Genomic DNA, 19,095 nt, shown 5'->3' on the forward strand with positions numbered 1-19,095 from the left:
ACCATTGGCGATGACGCACAGGGGTATGTGCATGATTGCTTTGTGTAGTAAAATGTTGAGGTTTAAGTGGGGGTTAGCTAGGTCTTGTGGCGGGATTCATGAGGCTGATCATCTTGATTTGCAACCTCTTCAGCATCTGCATCCTCGGGGGGAATTCCAAGGTGCGCAATCAGCCAATCCGTTTGTTTTTCGCGTTTTTGCATTTGAAGCTGGGCAAATTCACGTATGGCGATGGCAAAAATGCCAAGTCCGCTGAAAATAAGAATGGTGGTTGCGATTTTCCCGATCTCGGTTGCCGGGACCAGGTTGCCATAGCCAACGGTTGAAATAGTCACCACGGTAAAGAAATAGGAATCGACCCAACTCCAGCCTTCTACCAGGTGAAAGAAGACCGTGCTGCTGACCAGGATGATCAGCAGACTCAGAAAAATGGTAGCGCGGCGTAGTGGTCTCACGTTTCCTCCTTCTTGTTTTCAAGCTGGGATTGGATGTCTTTTATCACCTGCAGCCAGAGTTCCGGAGGTTGCGCCCCGGGGACCGCATGTTGGTTGGCAATGATCTGGGTCGGTACAGAGTTTACCCCCATTTTGCGCGAATGGGCGTCGCGATTGCGAATTTCCTCGACATCATTCTCACCGGACAACAGCTGACGGGTGACTTCCGCATCCATTCCAATTTCGGAAGCGATTTCAACCAGCACTTGGTGATCCCCTATATCGCGGGCATGGGTGAAATAGGCTTCAAACAAGGCTGTTACTGCTGCCTCTTGCTTGCCTTCAATACCTGCCCAGTGGATCAAACGATGCGCATCCAGGGTATTCGGGGTCCGCTGCATACCTTCAAAGTCAATCGAAATCCCTGCTTTGGCCGCATGTTCCACAACAGGCGCGTAGGCTTTGACCGCGCCTTCCTTGCCGCCGAATTTGTTCTCCAGGTACTCGCGCCGATCCATGCCCTCTCGCGGCATATCGGGGTTCAGCTGAAAGGGATGCCATTCGATGACAAAGGGATGGTCTGGCATTTCTGCCAGTGCCTTGTCCAAATGAGTCTTGCCAATATAGCACCAGGGGCAAATTGGATCAGAGAGGATATCGAGTTTCACGGCGGTCATTGGACTATCCTTTGAAAAGAGCAGGCAGCGCGCGGCGCAGAAGTTTGCCATTGGCGCCCGTTGGCAGGCTTTCGAGTTGCACAAAGGCGCGGGGCTGCTTGTACCCTGCTAATCGCGAAGAGGCAAAAGCCTGTAGCTCTGGTATGTTCACGGTTTCGGGAGAGGAGAAAAAGGCAACGATGATATAGGTGTCTTCTTTGACCTCGACCGCTGCGCAGCCAACCTGCGAGATCGCAGGATGGGCGGAGAGAGCAGTTTCCACCTCTATCGGAGAGACCCGGAAACCCCCGGCATTCATCATGTCATCATCTCGACCAAGGTAGGAGATTTCCCCATTATCATGCATAACCCCTTGATCCCCGGTCAAAAACCAATCCCCTCGCATGCGGGAGAGGGTGTCTTCCGGCGCGTTCAGGTATCCAAGCATAAGGCCAGGGTCGCTCTTGTGGATGGCAATTGTGCCTTCCTCACCCATCGGAGCGGGGGCGCCGTCGCGCAGAATTGCAATTCTGCGCCCTTCCTGCGGTCGGCCCAGTGATTTCCCTCTCGCTGCTGCGCCGGGACAGCTTGATATGAAGGTGGAGCATTCCGACATGCCATAGGCTTCGTACAACTCTGTTCCGCTGGCCTGTTTCCAGGCCTCATGCAGGTGATCGGAGAGTTTCTCTCCGGCGCAGAGCCCATGACGCAGATCGGGCAGGTCAAACCTGTGCTTCGACTTTAAAATCCTCCGGTAAACTCCAGGTGCCGCAGCAAAAAGGCTGGCTCGATGCTTTCTTAGCAACTGGGGTAGATCGGAGAGTTCTGTTCCTTCTGCAGGGATCAAGGCAGTTGCGCCGATACTCCAAGGGTCCATCAAACCGGTGCCTAAGGTAAAGGTCCAGTTGAAGGCCCCGGCATGTAAGAGACGATCATCGGGTGTGAGACCATACCAGCCGGAAAACATCATTTGTCGCGCCCAGATGGCACGGTGTGCGTGTCCAACCGCACGGGCCTTGCCGCTGGTGCCAGAGGTGAAGACTGCATAGGCCAGACGCTCTGGATCACCCAGGTCATAGGCGCAAGGGGGCAGGGACTGCATGGCCTGAAGCGCATCCAAATGGAACGTTTTCGCGTGCTCTGCACAAGCAACTGCTGGATCTCGCAAGACCGCTGCTGGCTGCAGGTCATCGATGATCTTCGCGGTCTCAAACTCTGTCAGTTGTGGTGAGGTCGGGATCGGGACCAGTCCCGCAGCGATGGCACCGAGATAGGCAATGGGAAATTCGACCGTATTGCCTAGGCGCATCAAGAGAAGGTCACCGGGTTTCAAACCCGCCTGCAACAGACCGGTGCCGGTGCCGCGTACCGCTGCCTCTAGCTGGCCAAAAGTCCAGACAGTGCTATCTTTGTGGCCAAGGACCTCCAGGGCGGGTTTGTCCGGTTGGTTGCATGCCTTGGCCAGCACATAGTCAGCCAGATTGAAAGGGGCTGGACAGGGGGCAAAAGGCCCATGATCAAATAGAGAAAGCATAAGCTTTGGCTAGCTTGTCACATGCTCCGTTGCAAGCTGGCACCGAGCGTCATATAGAAATGTCATGAAAAGAAGCGACCCCAAATCCCTAATTACCATCGCCCGTGCCAATGGCGAAGAGGGCGAAACGGAACCCCTGGACCTTGGGGCGCGCGTTCGGGAACTGCGCAAGGCGCGGGACTGGACCCTGGAGCATGCAGCAAATCAGGCAGGCTTGGCGCGTTCAACCCTGTCCAAGATTGAAAACGGGCAGATGTCGCCAACCTATGACGCGCTAAAGAAATTGGCGATCGGATTGCAAATCTCGGTTCCGCAGCTCTTTACCCCGCCGCAGCGCGGCCAGGTCAATGGCCGCATGACCGTAACCAAGTTGAACGAGGGATCCGCCCAGGCAACGGCTACTTATGAGCATGAGCTTTTGGCGGATGGATTGCGGCGCAAGCAGATGCTGCCCTATCGGGCACGCGTTCGTGCGCGCTCCATGGATGAGTTCGATGGCTGGGTCCGCCACGATGGCGAAGAGTTCCTTTATGTCTTGACCGGAGTGGTCAAGCTGTTCACGGAATTCTACGAGCCGGTAGAGATGCGCAGAGGCGATAGCGCCTACTATGATGCCGCGATGGGGCATAATGTGATTTCGGTCAGCCCGGAAGATGCCACTATTCTTTGGGTGACGTCGCTGACCTGATCGCGTGAGACGACCAAGACAGGAATTGGAAACGCCCTGGTTTTCTGGCCAGGGCGTTTCATCGTTTTAGGCCTCTTTGGCAAATAGCCAGCGTAACACGAAATGCCCTAAGACAACGCCAATCAGCTGCATGGCGATAAAGCCGAGGATATGGCCGGGGTAAATACCCGCAAAGGTGTCACTAAAACCGCGCGCAATGGTAACAGCGGGGTTCGCGAAACTGGTCGATGAGGTGAACCAATAGGCCCCAGTAATATAGAGGCCAACCAGCGCCGGTACGGTATCGGGTTTGCTACGCAACCCTCCGAAGATGACAAAGAGCAGCCCAAAGGTTGCAACGATCTCAGAGAACCACTGCGCCAAACTGGTGCGATGCATGGTTTGGGAGGACTGCAAGAGGGGCAAATCAAACATGATGTGACAGGCCCAAACACCAAGAATGCCACCTGCAATCTGTACCAGTACATAGCCTGGCACTTCACGCCAGTCGTGTTCGCCTCTTAGAGCAAAGGCCAGGGTGACCGCAGGGTTGAAATGTGCACCGGACAGCGGACCCAGAGTGGTGATGATCGCATAGAGCATACAGCCGGTTGCAATAGCGTTGGCCAAAAGGGCGAGGGCGATATTTCCACCGGACAGGCTTTGGGCCATGATGCCAGAGCCCACAACACCGATCAGCAAAAAGCCTGTTCCCAAAAACTCTGCTGCTAGCCGTCGTGCGTTCATGACAAGGCCCCGATGTTCTGGAGTTCCTCTTGCAGCTCAAGCTGGGAGAGGTCCTTGGGGAGGGCGACAAAGGCCTTTGCCTTGCGAGACAGCTTCTCATAGGCCGTTTCAAAGGCCTCTTGCCAGTCAGATTCTGAAGCACTTGCCGGGTCTTCAATTCCCCAATGGGCACGAAGGGGGGCGCCTGGCCAAATTGGGCAGGTTTCACCAGCGGCCGAGGCGCAAACTGTAACCACCAGATCCATTTCCGGTGCGCCATCTGCAGAAAATTCATCCCAGCTTTTGGAGCGCGCGGCACTGGTGTCGTAGCCCTTTTCATTCAACAGGGTTAAAGACTGCGGGTGCACCTTGCCCGTGGGCTGAGAGCCGGCAGAATAGGCAGTGATTTTTCCCGCGCCGAGTTTGTTCAAGAGATGCTCCAACAGAATGGAGCGGGCGGAATTGCCTGTGCACAGCACGAGGATGTTCATGAGAGGGTCCTTTGATCCGGTGATCTTGCGATAGTTTCGATGGTTCCGATGCTGTCCGATTGCTGCTGCAGCGAAATCCGGTCCAATGTGCTATAGGGGAGGGCGATAAAAGCTTGGATCCGTTGCTTTAGGATCCCATAGGCCTGTTGTAGGGCTAGTTGCTTTTCTGCTTCGTTTCCTGCGGCCTTTAGCGGGTCCTCCATCCCCCAGTGGGCGCTTATGGGCTGCCCTGGCCAAGCTGGGCATTCTTCGTTCGCAGCGTTGTTGCAAACGGTGAAAGTAAAATCCATTTGTGTTGCGGTGCCAGTGTTGAAATCCGCAAGCGATTTGGACGAAAGCCGCGATGTGTCATGTCCCCGTGCGCTCAGAAGGTTTAGAACCGCAGGATCCGGGCCTTCCCCGGGGGTCGTGCCGGCTGAGTAGGCCTGAAAGCTTCCCTGTCCTAGGTCGTTCAGAAGCGCCTCTGCCATAACGGAACGCGCGGAATTGGCCGTGCAGACAAAGAGAACCTTAAGCGGCGAGTGGGGGGAGGGTTTCGGGGCATCTCCAATTTCCGGCGTCAGGCAAACATCGGGTCGATTGTTGCAGCAATCCGTCAAGAGAGAGCGAAACATCCCTCTCAACCCATCAAGATTAGCCATATAGAGGAGCGAATTTCCTCTGCGGCTCTGGGTGATGAGCCCCGCCTTCATGAGGGAGGAAAGATAGGCCGAAGAGGTATTGGCTTTGTAGTTCAGAGCGGTTGCGATCTCACCAGCTGGGACGGCATCGGGATAGCGACGTACCAGGAGCCGAAAAATCGCCAGACGGTTTTCATGGGCAAGGGCGGATAGCTGAGTGATGCAATCTATTTCCATAATTCGGGAAATATGGAAATAGATTGCATGCGTCAAGAGATTATAGCCGACCAAAGGGCGCGATTTTGGCGAGCGATGGGTGAAATCCAAGAGCGCGCCAGTGTTGGGCTAGTCTTCCTGGTACCACCAAACCTGAGGCATAAACTCTGTCCTGTCGCCGTAGAGAGGTGTTTTTTCAGGGTATTTCAGCTGAGATACATGCGCGATACGCGCATTCCCAAAGGACCAGATTGGGATCACATAGCGACCCGCGGTCAAAACGCGATCCAGGGCTCGGACGGCTGAGTTGAACTCCTCGGGAGTTTTGGCCTTCAGCATTTCCTCAATCATTGAATCTATCGCGGGAGAGGTAACTCCCATGATGTTCCGGCTGCCCGTTTGTGCCGCACTGTCAGATCCCCAGTAAAGTCTTTGCTCATTGCCTGGGCTGAGAGAGAGGTCGCGTCGCACCCTCGTCAGGTCGAAGTCAAACCCATTTTGGCGCTGGACATATTGAGCATTATCAACGGTTTCGACCTTTAGAGAAATGCCCAGTCGCGCCAGTGCATTCGCGTAGATATCGCAAATGGAGGACATTTCACTATCGCCCTGGCGTAGCAAGGCGGTGAGTTCCAGAGGTTTCCCATCGGCGTTGGTGAGCTTCCCATCCACAACGTTCCAGCCAGCCTCTTGCAAAAGAGCTGCCGCTTTTCGCAGGTTTTTGCGATTGCGCTTTGTCCCATCGCTCTGTGGCAGCTCGTAGCCTTCTATTGTGCCGGGTAAGAGTACGTCTGCAAAAGGCTCGAGAAGGGTCTTAACGCGGCTCTGAGCCGCTCCTGGATGCATTCCAAGGGTAGAGTTGGAGAAATAGCTGGTAATACGGGGCTGCACCCCGCCTGTTATTGTCTCATTGATGTATTCAAAGTTGAAAGCAAGCAGCAGCGCTTCACGCACGCGCCAATCATCAAGAGGAACACGCCGCGTATTCATTGCCAGACCGGTAATCCCGGTAGGGCGCTGGTGAGGGATCTCACTTTTGACGATGTTGCCCTGCAGCACAGCGGGAAAACCATAGGCGCTTTCCCATTTGTCCGCGTTGAATTCCCGATAGCTTGTCAGCTCTCCAGCTTTGAAGGCCTCAAATAAGACCGTTTGGTCTCCAAAAAAATCAATGCGAATTTCACTTAAATTTTGCGTTCCATTTCTAAAAGGAAGATCCATTCCCCAATAGTCGGGGTTTTTTCTAAAGGTAACAAAACGGCCGGCATCGAAATCTTCGATAATATATGCGCCAGTGCCGATAGGTATTTCGCCGAGGGAAGAACTGGCGAATTCTTTTCCCTCCCACTGGGCTTTTTTCAGAACCGGGCGCAAACCAGCGATCAAGGCGAGCTCTCGGTCCTCTACATTGAAGGAAATCCGCAAGCTCCTTGGCCCGGTTTGCTCAATCTTGGCTATTTTGTTCCAGAAGCTCCGATAGCGCAGGTGTCCCTGGGTTCCCAGGGTTTCGTAGGACCAGATTACATCCTCAACAGTGACGGGGCTGCCATCGGAGAATTTGGCCTCCTCGCGCAGGGTAAATTCGACCCAAGAGCGGTCTTCAGGAACTTCAACTGATTCGGCCAAGAGCCCGTAAAGAGTGAAAGGTTCGTCCCATGAGCGTCCCAGCAAACTTTCATATCCCCAAAACCGCATCTGCCAAGGAGCAGTGCCTTTGGAAGAGAAGGGGTTGAGGCTGTCGAAGCCGCCTGTGTTGCCAAAAACGACCCGTCCACCCTGTGGCGCATCCGGGTTCGCATAGGGGAGTGACACAAAATCATGTGGTAGAGCAGGGCTGCCATACATAGCTATGCCATGGGATGATTCTGCCAGTGCAAAATGACTGCTCGCCAGAAGGGGGATCAAGGCTGCTGCACAGCTGTGGGATTGGAAAAAAATTGGTCTCACTTTGGCAACAATCTCATATAGCCCTTATTTTCATGCTCCTACTACCATTCAAATTCAATTTCGTCATTTCAAACTTTTAGCTTGGATGCTGGAGGGAAATTGCTTATAAAGGAGTCACTGCTCGATAGGTTTCTTGCCTGTATGAAACCTGCCTCAATAACTCAACGCCCGCTTCGCGCGGGCGTTTTTTTGTGTCCAATCCAAATCTTGGCGTCTAAGAGCAGTACTACCTTTAGGTTTGAAGGCTTGGCGCGACTAGCCTCAGAGAAGTTCTGAATAGTCTCCGAAACTCCGTAGTCCTACGCGTTTATTTTGCGACTGCAGCATGTCATGATCCCTTTGAACAAGAGCAAACATGGAGTCAAGAGAGATGACACTTGGAGGCAAACAAGCGGTTGTTACCGGGTCAAATTCCGGCATTGGTCTGGGGATCGCAAGGGAATTGGCCAGAGCCGGCGCGAATGTTGTTCTGAATTCCTTTACTGATAGGGAAGAGGACCACGCGCTAGCTGAGGCTATCAGCAATGAGTTCCAGGTCGAGGTTCGCTATATTCAAGCGGATATGTCCAAAGGTAACGAATGCAGAGCCTTGATTGAAAAATCCGGCCAGTGCGACATCCTGGTGAACAACGCAGGCATCCAGCATGTTGCGCCGCTTGAGGATTTTCCAGAAGAGAAATGGGACGCGATTATCGCGATCAATCTGAGTTCAGCCTTTCACACGACCGCAGCTGCTCTGCCCAAAATGAAGGCCGCTGGTTGGGGGAGGATTATCAACATCGCCTCAGCACATGGTTTGACGGCTTCGCCCTTTAAATCAGCATATGTTGCTGCAAAACATGGGGTTGTGGGGCTAACCAAAACCACTGCACTGGAGACGGCCGAGGAAGCAATCACCTGCAATGCTATATGCCCGGGCTATGTTTTGACGCCCCTGGTTGAGGCGCAAATCCCCGATACGATGGAAAAATACCAGATGAGTCGGGAGGATGTGATCAAAAAGGTCATGCTGGAACGTCAGCCCTCCAGAGAATTTGCAACAGTTGAACAGCTGGGTGGATCAACGGTCTTTTTCTGCTCTGACGCGGCAGCGCAAATTACCGGAACCACGCTCAGCGTTGATGGGGGTTGGACTGCGCTATAAGTTATAAGCAGTACCTATACCCATTGGGATGTAGAGAAGGGAGCGCGCGCGCTCCCTTTTCTTGTTTGGTTAGTCTTCAGTCTCAGAGGGGCGCGTCTCTGCTCCGGTGGGCTGCGATGGGTCCTTTGGGTTCGGATAGACTAGCCCGGCGGAGATAACCAGCTTGGCGGCATCCTCAACACTCATATCCAGTTCGATCACGTCTTCTTTTGGAAAGAACAGCAAAAAGCCCGAAGTCGGGTTTGGAGTTGTGGGGACAAAGACACTCATCAATTGCCCACCGGTCTCAGCTCGTTCGGATACTTCACCCTTTGCCGTGGTCGAGATAAAGCCGATCGCCCAGATGCCCCGGCGCGGATATTGGATCAGACAGGCTTTTTCAAAACTCCGCTCGCTTTGTGCAAATACGGTTTCCGAAATCTGTTTGATGCCAGAATAGACCGTGCGCACCACGGGCATGCGTTCTACCAGACCTTCGGCAAAACTGATGAGTGAGCGGCCTATAATCCCCTTGGCAATCCAACCCACCACGATGGTGAAGAACAAAAAGATAATGAGCCCAACACCGCGCAGATTGATGCCAATATATTGTTCGGGCAAAAACGTATGCGGCACCAATGGCAATACCACGCCGTCAATCCAACCCATCACGGTCCACAAAAGCCAGATCGTCAGTCCAACCGGGGCAATAACAACGATCCCTGTGAAAAAGGAGGAGCGAAGCCGTGCAAAGAGGCCTGGGCGATGGCGAGGGGTATCTTCGTCAAATGGTGTTGTCATGGGGCGCATTCATGGTTCGGTTACGCTGTAGCTAGGCATTCAGCTAAGGCTGAGCAATGGGGAGTTCCCAGAAAAGCGGCTTAGCTCTTCAAATTGACCAACTCCTTGGCAATTTCAGAGGCAAGCCGTGCATTGTTGCGCACCAGAGCGATGTTTGCTTCCAAAGACCGACCATTGGTCAATTCAAAAATGCGCTGAAGTAGGAAAGGGGTGACGGCCTTGCCTGTAACACCCTGGGCATCTGCTTCGGTCTGGGCTTCTTCAATCACGGGGGCCAGAACCTCCGCTTTGATTTCGGCCTCTGCGGGGATTGGGTTTGCAATCAATTGTCCGCCAGGAAGTCCCATAGCCCCGCGTGTCAGATGTGAACGCGCAATCTCTGCCGCAGTTTCAGCGCGTAGCGGTGCGCTCAGCTCTGATTGGGCGGACCAGAAAGCTGGGAAACTGTCCTGGCGATAGGCAATAACCGGAACCCCCTGTGTCTCCAGAACTTCCAGGGTTTTGGGCAGGTCCAGAATGGCCTTTGCACCGGCGGCAACAACGGTCACCGGGGTCTGCGCCAGCTCCATCAGATCAGCTGAAATGTCGAAATTGTCTTCCGCGCCTTTATGAACGCCGCCAATTCCTCCGGTTGCGAAGACATGAATTCCGGCCAGCTTGGCGGCGATCATGGTCGCAGCAACAGTTGTCGCACCGGTTTTACCCATAGCGATACAGACCGGCATATCCGCGCGGGAAACCTTCGCGACCTCTTTGGCTTGACCTAAAGCCTGCAATTGATCGGCTTCCAAACCCGCATGGAGAACGCCATTGATTACCGCAATTGTAGCCGGCGTTGCGCCTGCATCGCGGATATCCTGCTCAACTTGTGCTGCAACTTCAACATTCTGAGGATAGGGCATGCCGTGAGTGATGATGGTGCTTTCCAGCGCCACAATTGCACGGCCTTCCGCTTTGGCGGCGGCTACCTCTGTTGAATAGCGGATTTCGATCACAGCGGGGGTTCTCCTGAAACATAGGTCGCAGCGGCTTGCAATGCGGCGCAAAGGGCGGTTTTGCGGTCATCGCCGCGGGATTCAGCGGCGATATGTGCCGCCATAAAGGTATCACCCGCTCCGGTGACACGGGCGACGGTCACACGGGGCGGAATTTCGGTTATCACGGTTCTTGTGCCAGCCTGGGCCTCACTGGCGGAACTTCCCCCGTCCGTCACCAGAACGCGGGCGGCGCCACGATCCAAAAGGGCAAGGGCAGCGGTTTCGCTATCTGTGAAACTGTCCTGACACAGGATCCCGGCCTCTTCGAGGTTCACATAGAGCGTGCCACGGCTATGGGTCAAAAAGGGGCGCAGACGCTCCGCTTTGCCAGGCGAAGCAGGCGCAATGCGCAGATCGGCAAGGGCAAATGCGGGGTTGCAGGCAATCTCAGCCAGCAGCGAAAGCGTCAGGTTGCCGTCCAAGGCCACAGCCCCTTCATAGGGGGTTTCGGCTGAACCTAGGCTACCATCCAGGAGCGGGCGAAGGATCTTGTCGCCGGCGGCTTCCAGAGAATGGGCATCAGCAATTGCAGCGATCAGGCCATTTGCCCCCTCAACCGCCATATAGCGATCTGTTGGTAAATCATCTGAGCGATAGATCAGATCGGTCTCCACGCCCAGATGGCCACAGGCCGCAATCAGCTCTTGCCCTTCCGGGTCCTGACCAACGGCGCTGAGCAGGGAGGGTGCCAGACCAAAGCGCGCCAGTGTCATCGCAATGTTCATGGCAACGCCACCAGGCAATCTGCTGATACGTCCAGGCATGTCTGAGCCTCGGCGCATCTCGACAGTCGAACGGCCAATGATGTCCCAAAGAACCGAACCAATACAAAGCACCTGCGGGTGCGTCGAAGCTGAAGAACTTGCCAGTGTCATGAGGGTTCTATTGCCTAGTTTTTCAAGTACCGCAAGTCGCAAGCCCGCTAGGGGTGGGCAAAAACCAGTGAGGCCCAGAGGCTTCGCCAAACCGCCCCGTTTGATTGCTCTTCCGGCCGAATAAGGACTGCATTCAGGAGATAGTCCCGCTCTGGGGTCAGACCGACCAGAACTTGACCTTGGGTGTCCGTGCGCAAAAGGTGGCGTTCAACCACATTGTCTCTGCTGCGTTCATAGACTTCGACCTGAACATCCGACAGAGGCGCTCCTCGATGTAAGAGCAAAACGGGCAGGGTGCTGCCTTGCATCTGATAGGGGTTTTCAAGTGCGACTAGCTCGATCTCCATCCCGCGGGCCCTATCCGCACCAAGGCCATGCCCCACTGCAAGCAAGAGTTTTGCATGTCGACTGTAGTTTTCGCGAAACCCGGTTCGTGGCAATCCCCTCTGCAAATGCTGCGCGAGCAGGCCATTCAGGTCTTTTTCCTGGGCAAAACTCTCAAACTCCTCCCAGGTATCATAGGTCAATTCATCTGGCTGCGTTTCATGAACTAGGGTCAACAACCCAGGCTGTGGAACCTGCATCGAAAAAGCTGGCAGATCCCCCATGCGTCCTGAATAGGGGACCATGCCCGCAGTATTTGCTGTTTCAAAGCGCAAAATACGGTGATCAAAATAGGGCAATCTAGCGCCTTTGAACATTTGACCATTACGCAGATCAACCTCTATCACCTCGTTCTTTGTGACTTGAAATTTCACCGGTTCAAGCCAAAACTCATGGGCATTGGCACCAAATGCAATCAAAGAGATTGTAGCACCCAGAATTGCATCGTAAGCTTTTGAAAACACGAGGCGGAGGAGGTAGTTGACCATTTACAGAGCTCTTCTATTTTGCCGGTTCAGACTGGCCTTGCTGATCCTTTTGTCAAGCCTGACCTTCGGTGTTCCCGTGGTCTCCAGCGCCCATGAGGTAACACCCACTATTGGAAACTTCTCAGTAGAGAACTCGCTGCTAACGATAGAGTTGCGTCTTAATGCAGAAGCTTTGATTGCAGGGATTGATCTCGACGGGTTGCAGAATACGGACAGTAGCGACAGCGCCAAGGATTATGATGATCTACGCTTACTCTCAGGTAGTGAGCTTACCCCAATGCTGGAACTCGCGCTTGAAGATTGGATACCCGCTTTCCAAGTCTTGGGTTCAGAGCCGGTGCGACTGGAGCTTGTAAACCTAAATGTTGCGGAGGTTCGTGGTGCAGATCTCCCACGGCCCACGCTAGTGACAATAACGGCCTCTTTGGGAGCATCAGAGAGATTTCTGAAGTTTCACTGGCCCAAAGGGTCGGGCGCCTTGGTTTTGCGCCAAAATGGGGTGGCTGAGCCCTATACCGGCTATTTGCAGGGCGGGGAAACATCACCGCCTATCGCGGTGTTGGGCGGCGCGGTACAAGACCCTTCGGAAGTTTTCTTCGACTACATACCCATCGGATTTGATCACATCCTTCCCAAAGGGTTAGATCATATCCTGTTTGTGCTCGGCCTATTCTTCCTGAGCCTGCGGCTCCCTGCGCTGTTTTGGCAAATCACCTGCTTTACCTTGGCACATAGCGTCACGCTGGCCCTTGGGATTCTGGGGCTGGTTAAGGTGCACCCGGGCATTGTCGAGCCCTTGATTGCGGCATCAATCATTTTTGTCGCGGTTGAAAACATCTTTGTGCGTCGATTGCACAGTTGGCGGGCGGCAATGATCTTTGGTTTTGGCTTGCTGCATGGGTTGGGGTTTGCCACTGTCTTGTCAGAAGTTGGACTGCCCCCTAACCATCTGTTTCCAGCACTTTTTGGGTTTAATGTCGGTGTTGAACTGGGGCAGTTAGCCGTTATCGCTGCTGCCTATGCAACAATTGGCTATTGGTTTGGAAAACACCCAAAGTACCGCGGTCGAGTCGCGATGCCAGCTTCTCTGACAATCGCTTTGATTGGCGGCTATTGGCTTGTTGAGCGGCTGCCCGACTTGCCATTTTCATCAGGCCTGTAGGTGGGGAGGCTCTCTCCTACGGCCCCTCACGTCACTTCATCGCCGCGATCAGCTTATGAAGCGCAGTGGCCGGATCTTCGACGCCCCAGATTTCGTCGCTAAGCCCAAAGAAATCTGTAACAGGCGCAAACTGACGGACCAGCTCTTCGTTCAATCCACCTTCTGCGACCACGGGAACTTCGATCATCTGTGACCACCATTCAAAAAGCTCGTGATCCGCAATAGCGCCATCCCCAAGCCCTGAGGTGCCCACCGGCCCAAAGCTGACATAATCCGCACCGGCCTCTCCGGCGCCCATACCATCATGACGGGAAGCACCGCAGAAACTGCCTACAATAGCATCAGCACCCAAGGCTTTACGGGCGGCGCGTACCGATTTGGAGGCGTCGGTCAGATGGACCCCATCAAGCCCCAGGCGTTCGGCCAGGATTTGGTGATCGGAAATGACCAGCGCCACATCGCGAGCATGGCAGACCTCACGCAGGGCGTCGCCCGCCCGGCTGAGCGTATCTTCATCGCGGCTGGCCATGTTCAGACGGACACAGGCCACCTCATTCTTGTCCAGGACCCGTGCCAAAACCTCTGGATAGCGGCCGAGTTCGAAACTAGGCGGTGTGATCAGGTAGATCTGGGGCGTTTCGGGGGTGTCAGCAGTGCTGTCCATCATGAGATCCTCCTGGTCTTTGACAGGTTTGTTTAGCGCAAATGAGATTGAACGCAAGACGCTGAGCCTCGCTATCTGCGCGATTGCGGTGCCTTGGCATTCAAATCTGCGCAAGAGAGGCCTGCGGGCTTGCTCATCTTTGCGGCGCGGATTACAGCAATGCTGGTTTTTCTAGGAGTAGGCAATGCCCAGCGATACCCCTCAGCCCTCTTTTGTTTTGGTGCGCCCTCAAATGGGTGAAAACATTGGGGCGGCTGCCCGTGCAATGTGGAATTTTGGCCTGGACAGAATGCGCATCGTTGCACCGAGAGATGGCTGGCCGAACCAAAAGGCAGTTGCCATGGCCTCTGGTGCCGGGCGTCTTCTGGACGAAGCACTATTGGCGCCGGATCTGCCGGGAGCCTTAGAAGACTGTACCTTTGTCTTTGCCACCACTGCGCGCCCGCGAGAGCTGACAAAACCGGTCTATACCCCAGAGGCTGCAATGCGGCTTGCCGCTGAGAAAATCAAATCAGGTGAGAAGGTTGCGGTTCTTTTTGGACCTGAACGGGCAGGGCTCGAGAACGAAGATATTGCCAAGGCAAATGCGATTATTTCTGTACCGGTGAACCCGGATTTCGCTTCGCTTAACCTGGGCCAATGTGTGCTGCTGACCGCATATGAATGGCGCCGTCAGGCCGAAGATGTGCCCGAGGTCGTGACCGATTTGGGAAAATCGGATTGGGCAACAGGTAAAGATGTCGAGGCTTTGGTCAACCATTACGAAGATCGTTTGGATGAAGCAGGTTTCTTCTTTCCTCCGGATAAGGCACCGAGCATGAAGGTGGTTTTTCGCAATATGTTCAGCCGCATGCCTTTGACCCGCGCCGATGTGCAGATGTTGCATGGTGTCATGCGGCAGATGGTGCGCTGGAAAGAAAAAGACAGCTAAAACAGCAAATTGCCAAAGGAAAAGTCAAAACTCCTGAGCAATGGACCGGGATCCACTGGACCTTGGTCCCATGCGACCCTAGCTTAGCCGCAGAATGAAAGAGGCAGCCATGAGCAAGCGCAGCATATTCGAAGACGTGTCGGGTGAGAAATCTGAAGCACCCGAGATCGCAACCGGGGTTCTTGACCAGGGGCGAAGAGGCGCGCGTGGTGCGATCCGGGGCTGGTTGATGTTCCTCTTTGCTCTGGTCGTTGCCATGATCGTGGTCGGCGGGCTGACGCGATTGACCGACTCTGGTCTGTCGATCACCGAATGGCGTCCCGTTACCGGTGCTGTGCCTCCACTTAGCGAAGCGGATTGGCAGGCAGAATTCGAGAAATACAAGCAGATCGACCAATGGCGCATTGAAAACCAATGGATGCAGCTCGCGGACTTTAAGCAGATCTATTGGTGGGAATGGGGCCACAGGCAACTGGGCCGGGTCATGGGGCTTATTTGGGCGATTGGTTTTTTCGGCTTCTTAAGCGCAGGAAAAATTCCGACCGGCTGGGCTGGACGCCTGGCCCTGCCAGGACTCCTCGGTGGAGTGCAAGGTGGCATCGGCTGGTGGATGGTCGCCTCGGGCGTGACCCAAGGCGAAGGGATGACTGCAGTTGCCTCCTACCGCTTGGCCGTTCACCTGGGACTTGCTTTTGTGATCCTTGGGTTTCTTGCCTGGTTCATCCTGCAACTCGGTCGGCCCGAGCGAGAGCTGATGCAGGCCCGCCGCGCCAAAGAGGTGAAGATCTTTGGTCTTTCTACCGGGCTGCTGCACTTTGCCTTTCTGCAGATCCTTCTGGGCGCGCTTGTTGCAGGTATCGATGCGGGGCGCTCTTATACCGATTGGCCTTTGATGGGCGGACAAGTGATCCCACCGGATCCACTTTTGCTGGAACCGGTCTGGAAAAACTTCTTTGAAAATCCAGGTTTGGTGCAGTTTGTTCACCGGGTTTTCGGCTATCTCTTGCTGGCCTTTGGCCTCGTTGTCTGGTTGCGGGGGCGTGCCAGCGCCCATCGGGCCACGCGGTTTGCCTTTAACCTGGTAATGGCAGTTCTTTCGCTGCAGATCGTGCTGGGCATTCTGACTGTGCTCTATGCTGCGCCTTGGCAGGCGGCCATTCTGCACCAACTGGCAGCGGTTTTGCTCTGGACCGTGATTTTACGCGCGCGCTTCCTGGCGGGCTACCCGATTTCAACATCAATTAAGGATCATTGAATATGTCGGCATTTGCAGAACTGATGGCTTATACCCGCGAAACGCAGGCGCTCGGAGAGATTGCCGGCCGGTTGGGTTGGGATCAGGAGACCATGATGCCCGCAGGAGCGGCCCCCCAGCGCGGCGAAGAAATGGCCGCGATTGAAGCAGTTTTGCACGCAAGACGCGCCAGCCCAGAGGTGGCCGATTGGCTTGCCCAGGCTGAAGCTCCTGATGCAACTGGCGCTGCGCAGCTACGAGAGATCAAGCGCAGTTATGATCGGACGGTCAAAGTGCCCGCGGATCTTGCCAAAGAAATCGCCAAGGTGACATCGCAGGCCCAGGGAAAATGGGCCGCGGCGCGCGCAGCGGAAGATGTTGCCGCCTTTGTCCCGGTGCTGAAAGAAGTTGTGGCCCTCAAGCGCGAAGAGGGGCAGGCCCTTGCAGCAGGCGGCGATCTTTATGATGCGATGGTTGCTGATTATGAACATGAAACAACTGCGGCTGAAATAGCGGCTATTTTTGATGCCATGCGCCCGGGTCTTGTTGATCTGCGGTCCCGTGTGTTGGAAAAACCAACGCCCAAAGGCCTCGTAGGGGAGTTTGACGAAGCAGCGCAAATGCAGCTGACAGCTAAACTGGCACAGGCTTTTGGCTATGATTTGGATCACGGTCGTGTGGACAAGGCGGTGCACCCCTTTAGTTCCGGGTCAGGCCTGGATGTCCGGATCACCACCCGCACCAACAAGGCTGATCCCTTCAACTGTTTCTACTCGACCATTCATGAGGTCGGCCATGCCGCCTATGAGCAGAACATCAGCCATGACTACCTGCTGACGCCCCTTGGGCGTGGGGTTTCGATGGGGGTGCATGAAAGCCAAAGCCGGATCTATGAAAATCAGATCGGACGCGGAGAAGCCTTTACCACTTGGCTATTCGCTGAAATGCGCGAGGTTTTTGGTGATTTCGGCATTGAAGACGCTGGTTCTTTCTACAAAGCGGTCAACACCGTTCACAAAGGCTACATCCGGACAGAAGCGGATGAGTTGCAGTATAATCTGCACATCATGCTGCGTTTTGATCTGGAGCGTGCCCTGATGGCAGGGGATCTAGAAGTTGAGGATCTGGAAGCAGCCTGGAATGATCGCTTTGAAGCGGATTTTGGCTATGCGGTCGACAGGCCGTCCAACGGATGTCTGCAGGATGTGCATTGGTCCGTTGGTCTTTTTGGCTATTTCCCAACCTATTCCCTGGGCAATGTCTATGCGGGCTGTTTGAATCAGAAGATGCGCGGTGATTTGCCCGGATTGGACCAGGAGCTTGCCACTGGCGACACAAGCTCTGCAACAGGTTGGTTGCGGGAAAATCTGCAGCAGTTCGGTGGGCTCCGCAGCCCGCGCGATACGATCCAGAATGCCTCGGGCATGGTGCCGGATCACGCGCCATTGATGTCCTATCTCGAAGAGAAATTCACGCGGATCTACGGTCTCTGAAGCCGCTGAAACAAGTAGGGGCCAGTCAAACCGGCCCTGAAAACTGTCTAAGATTTGCTAGATCAAGGCCATGCGTTCTGCGCGCTCTGGATCCGGGAAAGGGCGGTAAAGGCCGATCTCCGAACTGGCGATCAATGTGTTTACATTGTTATAGAGGCGCTCAACCTCTTCGTCTTTTGCCTCCAGCGTGCGAAAGGCCTGATCCAACTGGGTCATATCGTTGAATTCGATCTCGAGCAGGAAATCACGGCAGCTATCTGCTGCAAGTCCCAGTTTTCGCCGCAAAAGTCGCCAATTGCGGATAGCGCCACGATCCTGCAGATACCCCATCCAAAGTTCCACAGCATTGGCAAAAGCCAGGGCCTTGGTGCCGTCTTTCAGGTCGATAGAGCAATGATAGAGGTTCATAGACAGGGTCCCATAGCTGGTTGGCGCGCGATGGGAGCATGACAGATTTCGGTTATTTACAGGTAAACTCTGAAACAAAGGCAGGGAGCGATCGTCTGCCCCTGCCTGTTGCCCGGTCAGGTAGAGGCAAAACTCCCTTGATACCCCTCTTCTTCAAGTTGTTTCTGGCGGGTCTGCATGTTTTCAACAAGCTGGTGATTTTCCAGAGCCTCAGCGCCTGCACCGTAGCTTTCAAAGTTCAGAATGTCCTGCACGGGAAGCCGCGGGCGCCATCCAGCTGTTTGCAGCTCTGGGCGGTCGTGAAACTTGGATACATAGCCAAGGCAGATATAGGCGACAGGGACCACATGGCTGGGGATGTTCAGAACCTGTTTCAACTTGCGGTGATCCAGAATGCTGACCCAGCCAAAGCCCAGTCCTTCGCTGCGTGCCGCCAGCCAGAGGTTCTGCACCGCGCAAACGCTGCTATAGAGATCCATTTCCGGCGCATGGGTTCGACCGATCACCACGGGCCCCGCCCGCTGTTTGTCACAGGTAAGACAGATATTTACTGGCGCTTCCAATATGCCTTCCAGTTTGAGGTTGCGATAGGTGTCGCGCCTTTTTTCCTCAAACATCTCTGCCGCTTCCTGATGTGCGGTCTGAAACAGCGAGTGGACCTTTTGCTTGGTATCCTGAGAGCGGATAACAACAAAGTTCCAGGGCTGCATAAATCCAACCGAAGGCGCGTAATGGCTGGCCAGCAAAACCCGGCTTAGGACGTCATCCGGGATTTCCGTAGACAGGAACTGACCACGGACATCGCGGCGGGTAAAAACCGTCTTGTAAAAGGCTTCGCGCTCTGCGGTGTCAAAGCAATGTGGGTCCGCAGACAGATTTTGGGCGTGCTCCATAGTATTCCCCTTGATGGAACGCAAATGCCTACGCGGTCCAGGCGCGGCAATATGGGTTCCAGGCCGGTCTTCTGGCTTCGGATCACCCCAGTCGACGCCCTTCCCGAAAGTGACTTCAGTGGCATATTCGTCGACCAGTCCCCGTTACAGCGTTGGGCACGCAGCGGATTTGCACCGCCTTCCCGATTCTCCCTACAAGAGCAGGGCACCTGAAACTGATTCCGCTCAACCATGCAAGATCGAGCAGCGCGGACATTAGGGCGGGGATCCCTGTCTGGCAAGCCTCAGGTGAAGGACAAAAAACGCCGCCC

The 19,095-nt window shown here is 54.7% G+C and carries 20 protein-coding genes and 1 riboswitch; of the genes, 6 read left to right on the forward strand and 14 right to left on the reverse strand.

From position 1 onward, the window contains the following. Nucleotides 1-77 precede the first annotated feature (77 nt). From RSK20926_RS04220 to RSK20926_RS04230, 3 genes are read right to left on the reverse strand one after another with little or no spacing between them, the layout of a single operon-like run. On the reverse strand, nt 78-455 hold the full coding sequence (locus RSK20926_RS04220) for a potassium channel family protein (RefSeq protein ID WP_008204636.1): 378 nt from the start codon (nt 453-455) through the stop codon (nt 78-80). Next, nucleotides 452-1,111: a DsbA family oxidoreductase gene (locus tag RSK20926_RS04225; protein WP_008204637.1), complete on the reverse strand. Its 660-nt coding sequence runs from the start codon at nt 1,109-1,111 to the stop codon at nt 452-454. The genes RSK20926_RS04220 and RSK20926_RS04225 overlap by 4 nt, the downstream gene beginning before the upstream one ends. A 4-nt stretch (nt 1,112-1,115) precedes the next feature. Beyond that, nucleotides 1,116-2,624: a class I adenylate-forming enzyme family protein gene (locus RSK20926_RS04230; protein ID WP_008204639.1), complete on the reverse strand. Its 1,509-nt coding sequence runs from the start codon at nt 2,622-2,624 to the stop codon at nt 1,116-1,118. A gap of 64 nt (nt 2,625-2,688) precedes the next feature. Between RSK20926_RS04230 and RSK20926_RS04235 the strand changes: the two genes are divergently transcribed. Further along, nucleotides 2,689-3,312, forward strand: coding sequence for a helix-turn-helix domain-containing protein (locus tag RSK20926_RS04235; RefSeq protein WP_008204641.1), 624 nt, complete (start codon nt 2,689-2,691; stop codon nt 3,310-3,312). A gap of 66 nt (nt 3,313-3,378) precedes the next feature. Here RSK20926_RS04235 and RSK20926_RS04240 read toward each other — a convergent pair whose 3' ends face one another. The 4 genes from RSK20926_RS04240 to RSK20926_RS04255 all read right to left on the reverse strand — a co-directional run bounded on the left by RSK20926_RS04240 (nt 3,379) and on the right by RSK20926_RS04255 (nt 7,291). Then, nucleotides 3,379-4,038: an aquaporin gene (locus RSK20926_RS04240; RefSeq protein ID WP_008204642.1), complete on the reverse strand. Its 660-nt coding sequence runs from the start codon at nt 4,036-4,038 to the stop codon at nt 3,379-3,381. Then, nucleotides 4,035-4,508, reverse strand: a complete 474-nt coding sequence (locus tag RSK20926_RS04245; RefSeq protein WP_008204643.1) for an arsenate reductase ArsC — start codon at nt 4,506-4,508, stop codon at nt 4,035-4,037. The genes RSK20926_RS04240 and RSK20926_RS04245 overlap by 4 nt, the downstream gene beginning before the upstream one ends. Beyond that, nucleotides 4,505-5,365: an arsenate reductase/protein-tyrosine-phosphatase family protein gene (locus RSK20926_RS04250; protein WP_037253902.1), complete on the reverse strand. Its 861-nt coding sequence runs from the start codon at nt 5,363-5,365 to the stop codon at nt 4,505-4,507. Before RSK20926_RS04250 ends, RSK20926_RS04245 begins: the two co-directional genes overlap by 4 nt. A gap of 108 nt (nt 5,366-5,473) precedes the next feature. Beyond that, a complete protein-coding gene (locus tag RSK20926_RS04255) occupies nt 5,474-7,291 on the reverse strand; it encodes an extracellular solute-binding protein (RefSeq protein ID WP_037253726.1) in 1,818 nt (605 codons plus the stop codon). 370 nt (nt 7,292-7,661) lie between these two features. Between RSK20926_RS04255 and RSK20926_RS04260 the strand changes: the two genes are divergently transcribed. After that, nucleotides 7,662-8,435: a 3-hydroxybutyrate dehydrogenase gene (locus RSK20926_RS04260; protein WP_037253728.1), complete on the forward strand. Its 774-nt coding sequence runs from the start codon at nt 7,662-7,664 to the stop codon at nt 8,433-8,435. Between the two features lie 69 nt (nt 8,436-8,504). On the opposite strand, the gene RSK20926_RS04265 is transcribed toward RSK20926_RS04260, so the two are convergent. The 4 genes from RSK20926_RS04265 to RSK20926_RS04280 form a co-directional block, all read right to left on the reverse strand. Beyond that, entirely contained in the window at nt 8,505-9,215 is a 711-nt protein-coding gene (locus RSK20926_RS04265) for a DUF502 domain-containing protein (RefSeq protein WP_037253730.1), read from the reverse strand. A gap of 80 nt (nt 9,216-9,295) precedes the next feature. After that, nucleotides 9,296-10,210, reverse strand: coding sequence for a pseudouridine-5'-phosphate glycosidase (locus RSK20926_RS04270; RefSeq protein ID WP_008204648.1), 915 nt, complete (start codon nt 10,208-10,210; stop codon nt 9,296-9,298). Beyond that, the gene (locus tag RSK20926_RS04275) at nt 10,207-11,127 is read right to left on the reverse strand and encodes a PfkB family carbohydrate kinase (RefSeq protein ID WP_008204650.1); all 921 of its coding nucleotides are present in this window, start codon (nt 11,125-11,127) and stop codon (nt 10,207-10,209) included. Before RSK20926_RS04275 ends, RSK20926_RS04270 begins: the two co-directional genes overlap by 4 nt. Nucleotides 11,128-11,174: 47 nt before the next feature. Then, nucleotides 11,175-11,975: a DUF4198 domain-containing protein gene (locus RSK20926_RS04280; RefSeq protein WP_232281844.1), complete on the reverse strand. Its 801-nt coding sequence runs from the start codon at nt 11,973-11,975 to the stop codon at nt 11,175-11,177. A gap of 22 nt (nt 11,976-11,997) precedes the next feature. Between RSK20926_RS04280 and RSK20926_RS04285 the strand changes: the two genes are divergently transcribed. Continuing rightward, on the forward strand, nt 11,998-13,161 hold the full coding sequence (locus tag RSK20926_RS04285; RefSeq protein WP_037253904.1) for a HupE/UreJ family protein: 1,164 nt from the start codon (nt 11,998-12,000) through the stop codon (nt 13,159-13,161). A gap of 31 nt (nt 13,162-13,192) precedes the next feature. On the opposite strand, the gene RSK20926_RS04290 is transcribed toward RSK20926_RS04285, so the two are convergent. Next, nucleotides 13,193-13,825, reverse strand: a complete 633-nt coding sequence (locus tag RSK20926_RS04290) for a thiamine phosphate synthase (RefSeq protein WP_037253907.1) — start codon at nt 13,823-13,825, stop codon at nt 13,193-13,195. A 184-nt stretch (nt 13,826-14,009) separates the two neighbouring features. Between RSK20926_RS04290 and RSK20926_RS04295 the strand changes: the two genes are divergently transcribed. The 3 genes from RSK20926_RS04295 (at nt 14,010) to RSK20926_RS04305 (ending at nt 17,483) form a co-directional block, all read left to right on the forward strand. Beyond that, nucleotides 14,010-14,756: an RNA methyltransferase gene (locus RSK20926_RS04295; RefSeq protein ID WP_008204654.1), complete on the forward strand. Its 747-nt coding sequence runs from the start codon at nt 14,010-14,012 to the stop codon at nt 14,754-14,756. 109 nt (nt 14,757-14,865) lie between these two features. Then, nucleotides 14,866-16,011 carry a heme A synthase gene (gene ctaA, locus RSK20926_RS04300; protein WP_037253735.1) on the forward strand — a complete coding sequence of 382 codons (1,146 nt, stop codon included), beginning with the start codon at nt 14,866-14,868 and terminating at the stop codon, nt 16,009-16,011. A gap of 2 nt (nt 16,012-16,013) precedes the next feature. Further along, nucleotides 16,014-17,483 (forward strand): carboxypeptidase M32, encoded by a 1,470-nt coding sequence (locus RSK20926_RS04305; RefSeq protein WP_008204657.1) that lies wholly within the window; start codon nt 16,014-16,016, stop codon nt 17,481-17,483. A gap of 57 nt (nt 17,484-17,540) precedes the next feature. Here RSK20926_RS04305 and RSK20926_RS04310 read toward each other — a convergent pair whose 3' ends face one another. Both RSK20926_RS04310 and bluB read right to left on the reverse strand, forming a co-directional pair. Then, nucleotides 17,541-17,891 carry a DUF6614 family protein gene (locus tag RSK20926_RS04310; protein ID WP_008204658.1) on the reverse strand — a complete coding sequence of 117 codons (351 nt, stop codon included), beginning with the start codon at nt 17,889-17,891 and terminating at the stop codon, nt 17,541-17,543. A gap of 116 nt (nt 17,892-18,007) precedes the next feature. Further along, nucleotides 18,008-18,784: a 5,6-dimethylbenzimidazole synthase gene (bluB, locus tag RSK20926_RS04315; protein ID WP_008204659.1), complete on the reverse strand. Its 777-nt coding sequence runs from the start codon at nt 18,782-18,784 to the stop codon at nt 18,008-18,010. A gap of 44 nt (nt 18,785-18,828) precedes the next feature. Next, nucleotides 18,829-19,012, reverse strand: a riboswitch (cobalamin riboswitch). Nucleotides 19,013-19,095 lie beyond the last annotated feature (83 nt).

Origin of the sequence: Roseobacter sp. SK209-2-6 (genome assembly GCF_000169455.1) — a bacterium.
GTDB lineage: Bacteria > Pseudomonadota > Alphaproteobacteria > Rhodobacterales > Rhodobacteraceae > Pseudophaeobacter.

Coding starts and splice junctions, on each gene's coding strand:
- RSK20926_RS04225 (WP_008204637.1), bottom strand. CDS start 1,111: ATGACCGCCGTGAAACTCGATATCCTCTCTGATCCAATTTGCCCCTGG.
- RSK20926_RS04230 (WP_008204639.1), bottom strand. CDS start 2,624: ATGCTTTCTCTATTTGATCATGGGCCTTTTGCCCCCTGTCCAGCCCCT.
- RSK20926_RS04235 (WP_008204641.1), top strand. CDS start 2,689: ATGAAAAGAAGCGACCCCAAATCCCTAATTACCATCGCCCGTGCCAAT.
- RSK20926_RS04240 (WP_008204642.1), bottom strand. CDS start 4,038: ATGAACGCACGACGGCTAGCAGCAGAGTTTTTGGGAACAGGCTTTTTG.
- RSK20926_RS04245 (WP_008204643.1), bottom strand. CDS start 4,508: ATGAACATCCTCGTGCTGTGCACAGGCAATTCCGCCCGCTCCATTCTG.
- RSK20926_RS04250 (WP_037253902.1), bottom strand. CDS start 5,365: ATGGAAATAGATTGCATCACTCAGCTATCCGCCCTTGCCCATGAAAAC.
- RSK20926_RS04260 (WP_037253728.1), top strand. CDS start 7,662: ATGACACTTGGAGGCAAACAAGCGGTTGTTACCGGGTCAAATTCCGGC.
- RSK20926_RS04265 (WP_037253730.1), bottom strand. CDS start 9,215: ATGACAACACCATTTGACGAAGATACCCCTCGCCATCGCCCAGGCCTC.
- RSK20926_RS04275 (WP_008204650.1), bottom strand. CDS start 11,127: ATGACACTGGCAAGTTCTTCAGCTTCGACGCACCCGCAGGTGCTTTGT.
- RSK20926_RS04290 (WP_037253907.1), bottom strand. CDS start 13,825: ATGGACAGCACTGCTGACACCCCCGAAACGCCCCAGATCTACCTGATC.
- RSK20926_RS04295 (WP_008204654.1), top strand. CDS start 14,010: ATGCCCAGCGATACCCCTCAGCCCTCTTTTGTTTTGGTGCGCCCTCAA.
- ctaA (WP_037253735.1), top strand. CDS start 14,866: ATGAGCAAGCGCAGCATATTCGAAGACGTGTCGGGTGAGAAATCTGAA.
- RSK20926_RS04305 (WP_008204657.1), top strand. CDS start 16,014: ATGTCGGCATTTGCAGAACTGATGGCTTATACCCGCGAAACGCAGGCG.
- RSK20926_RS04310 (WP_008204658.1), bottom strand. CDS start 17,891: ATGAACCTCTATCATTGCTCTATCGACCTGAAAGACGGCACCAAGGCC.
- bluB (WP_008204659.1), bottom strand. CDS start 18,784: ATGGAGCACGCCCAAAATCTGTCTGCGGACCCACATTGCTTTGACACC.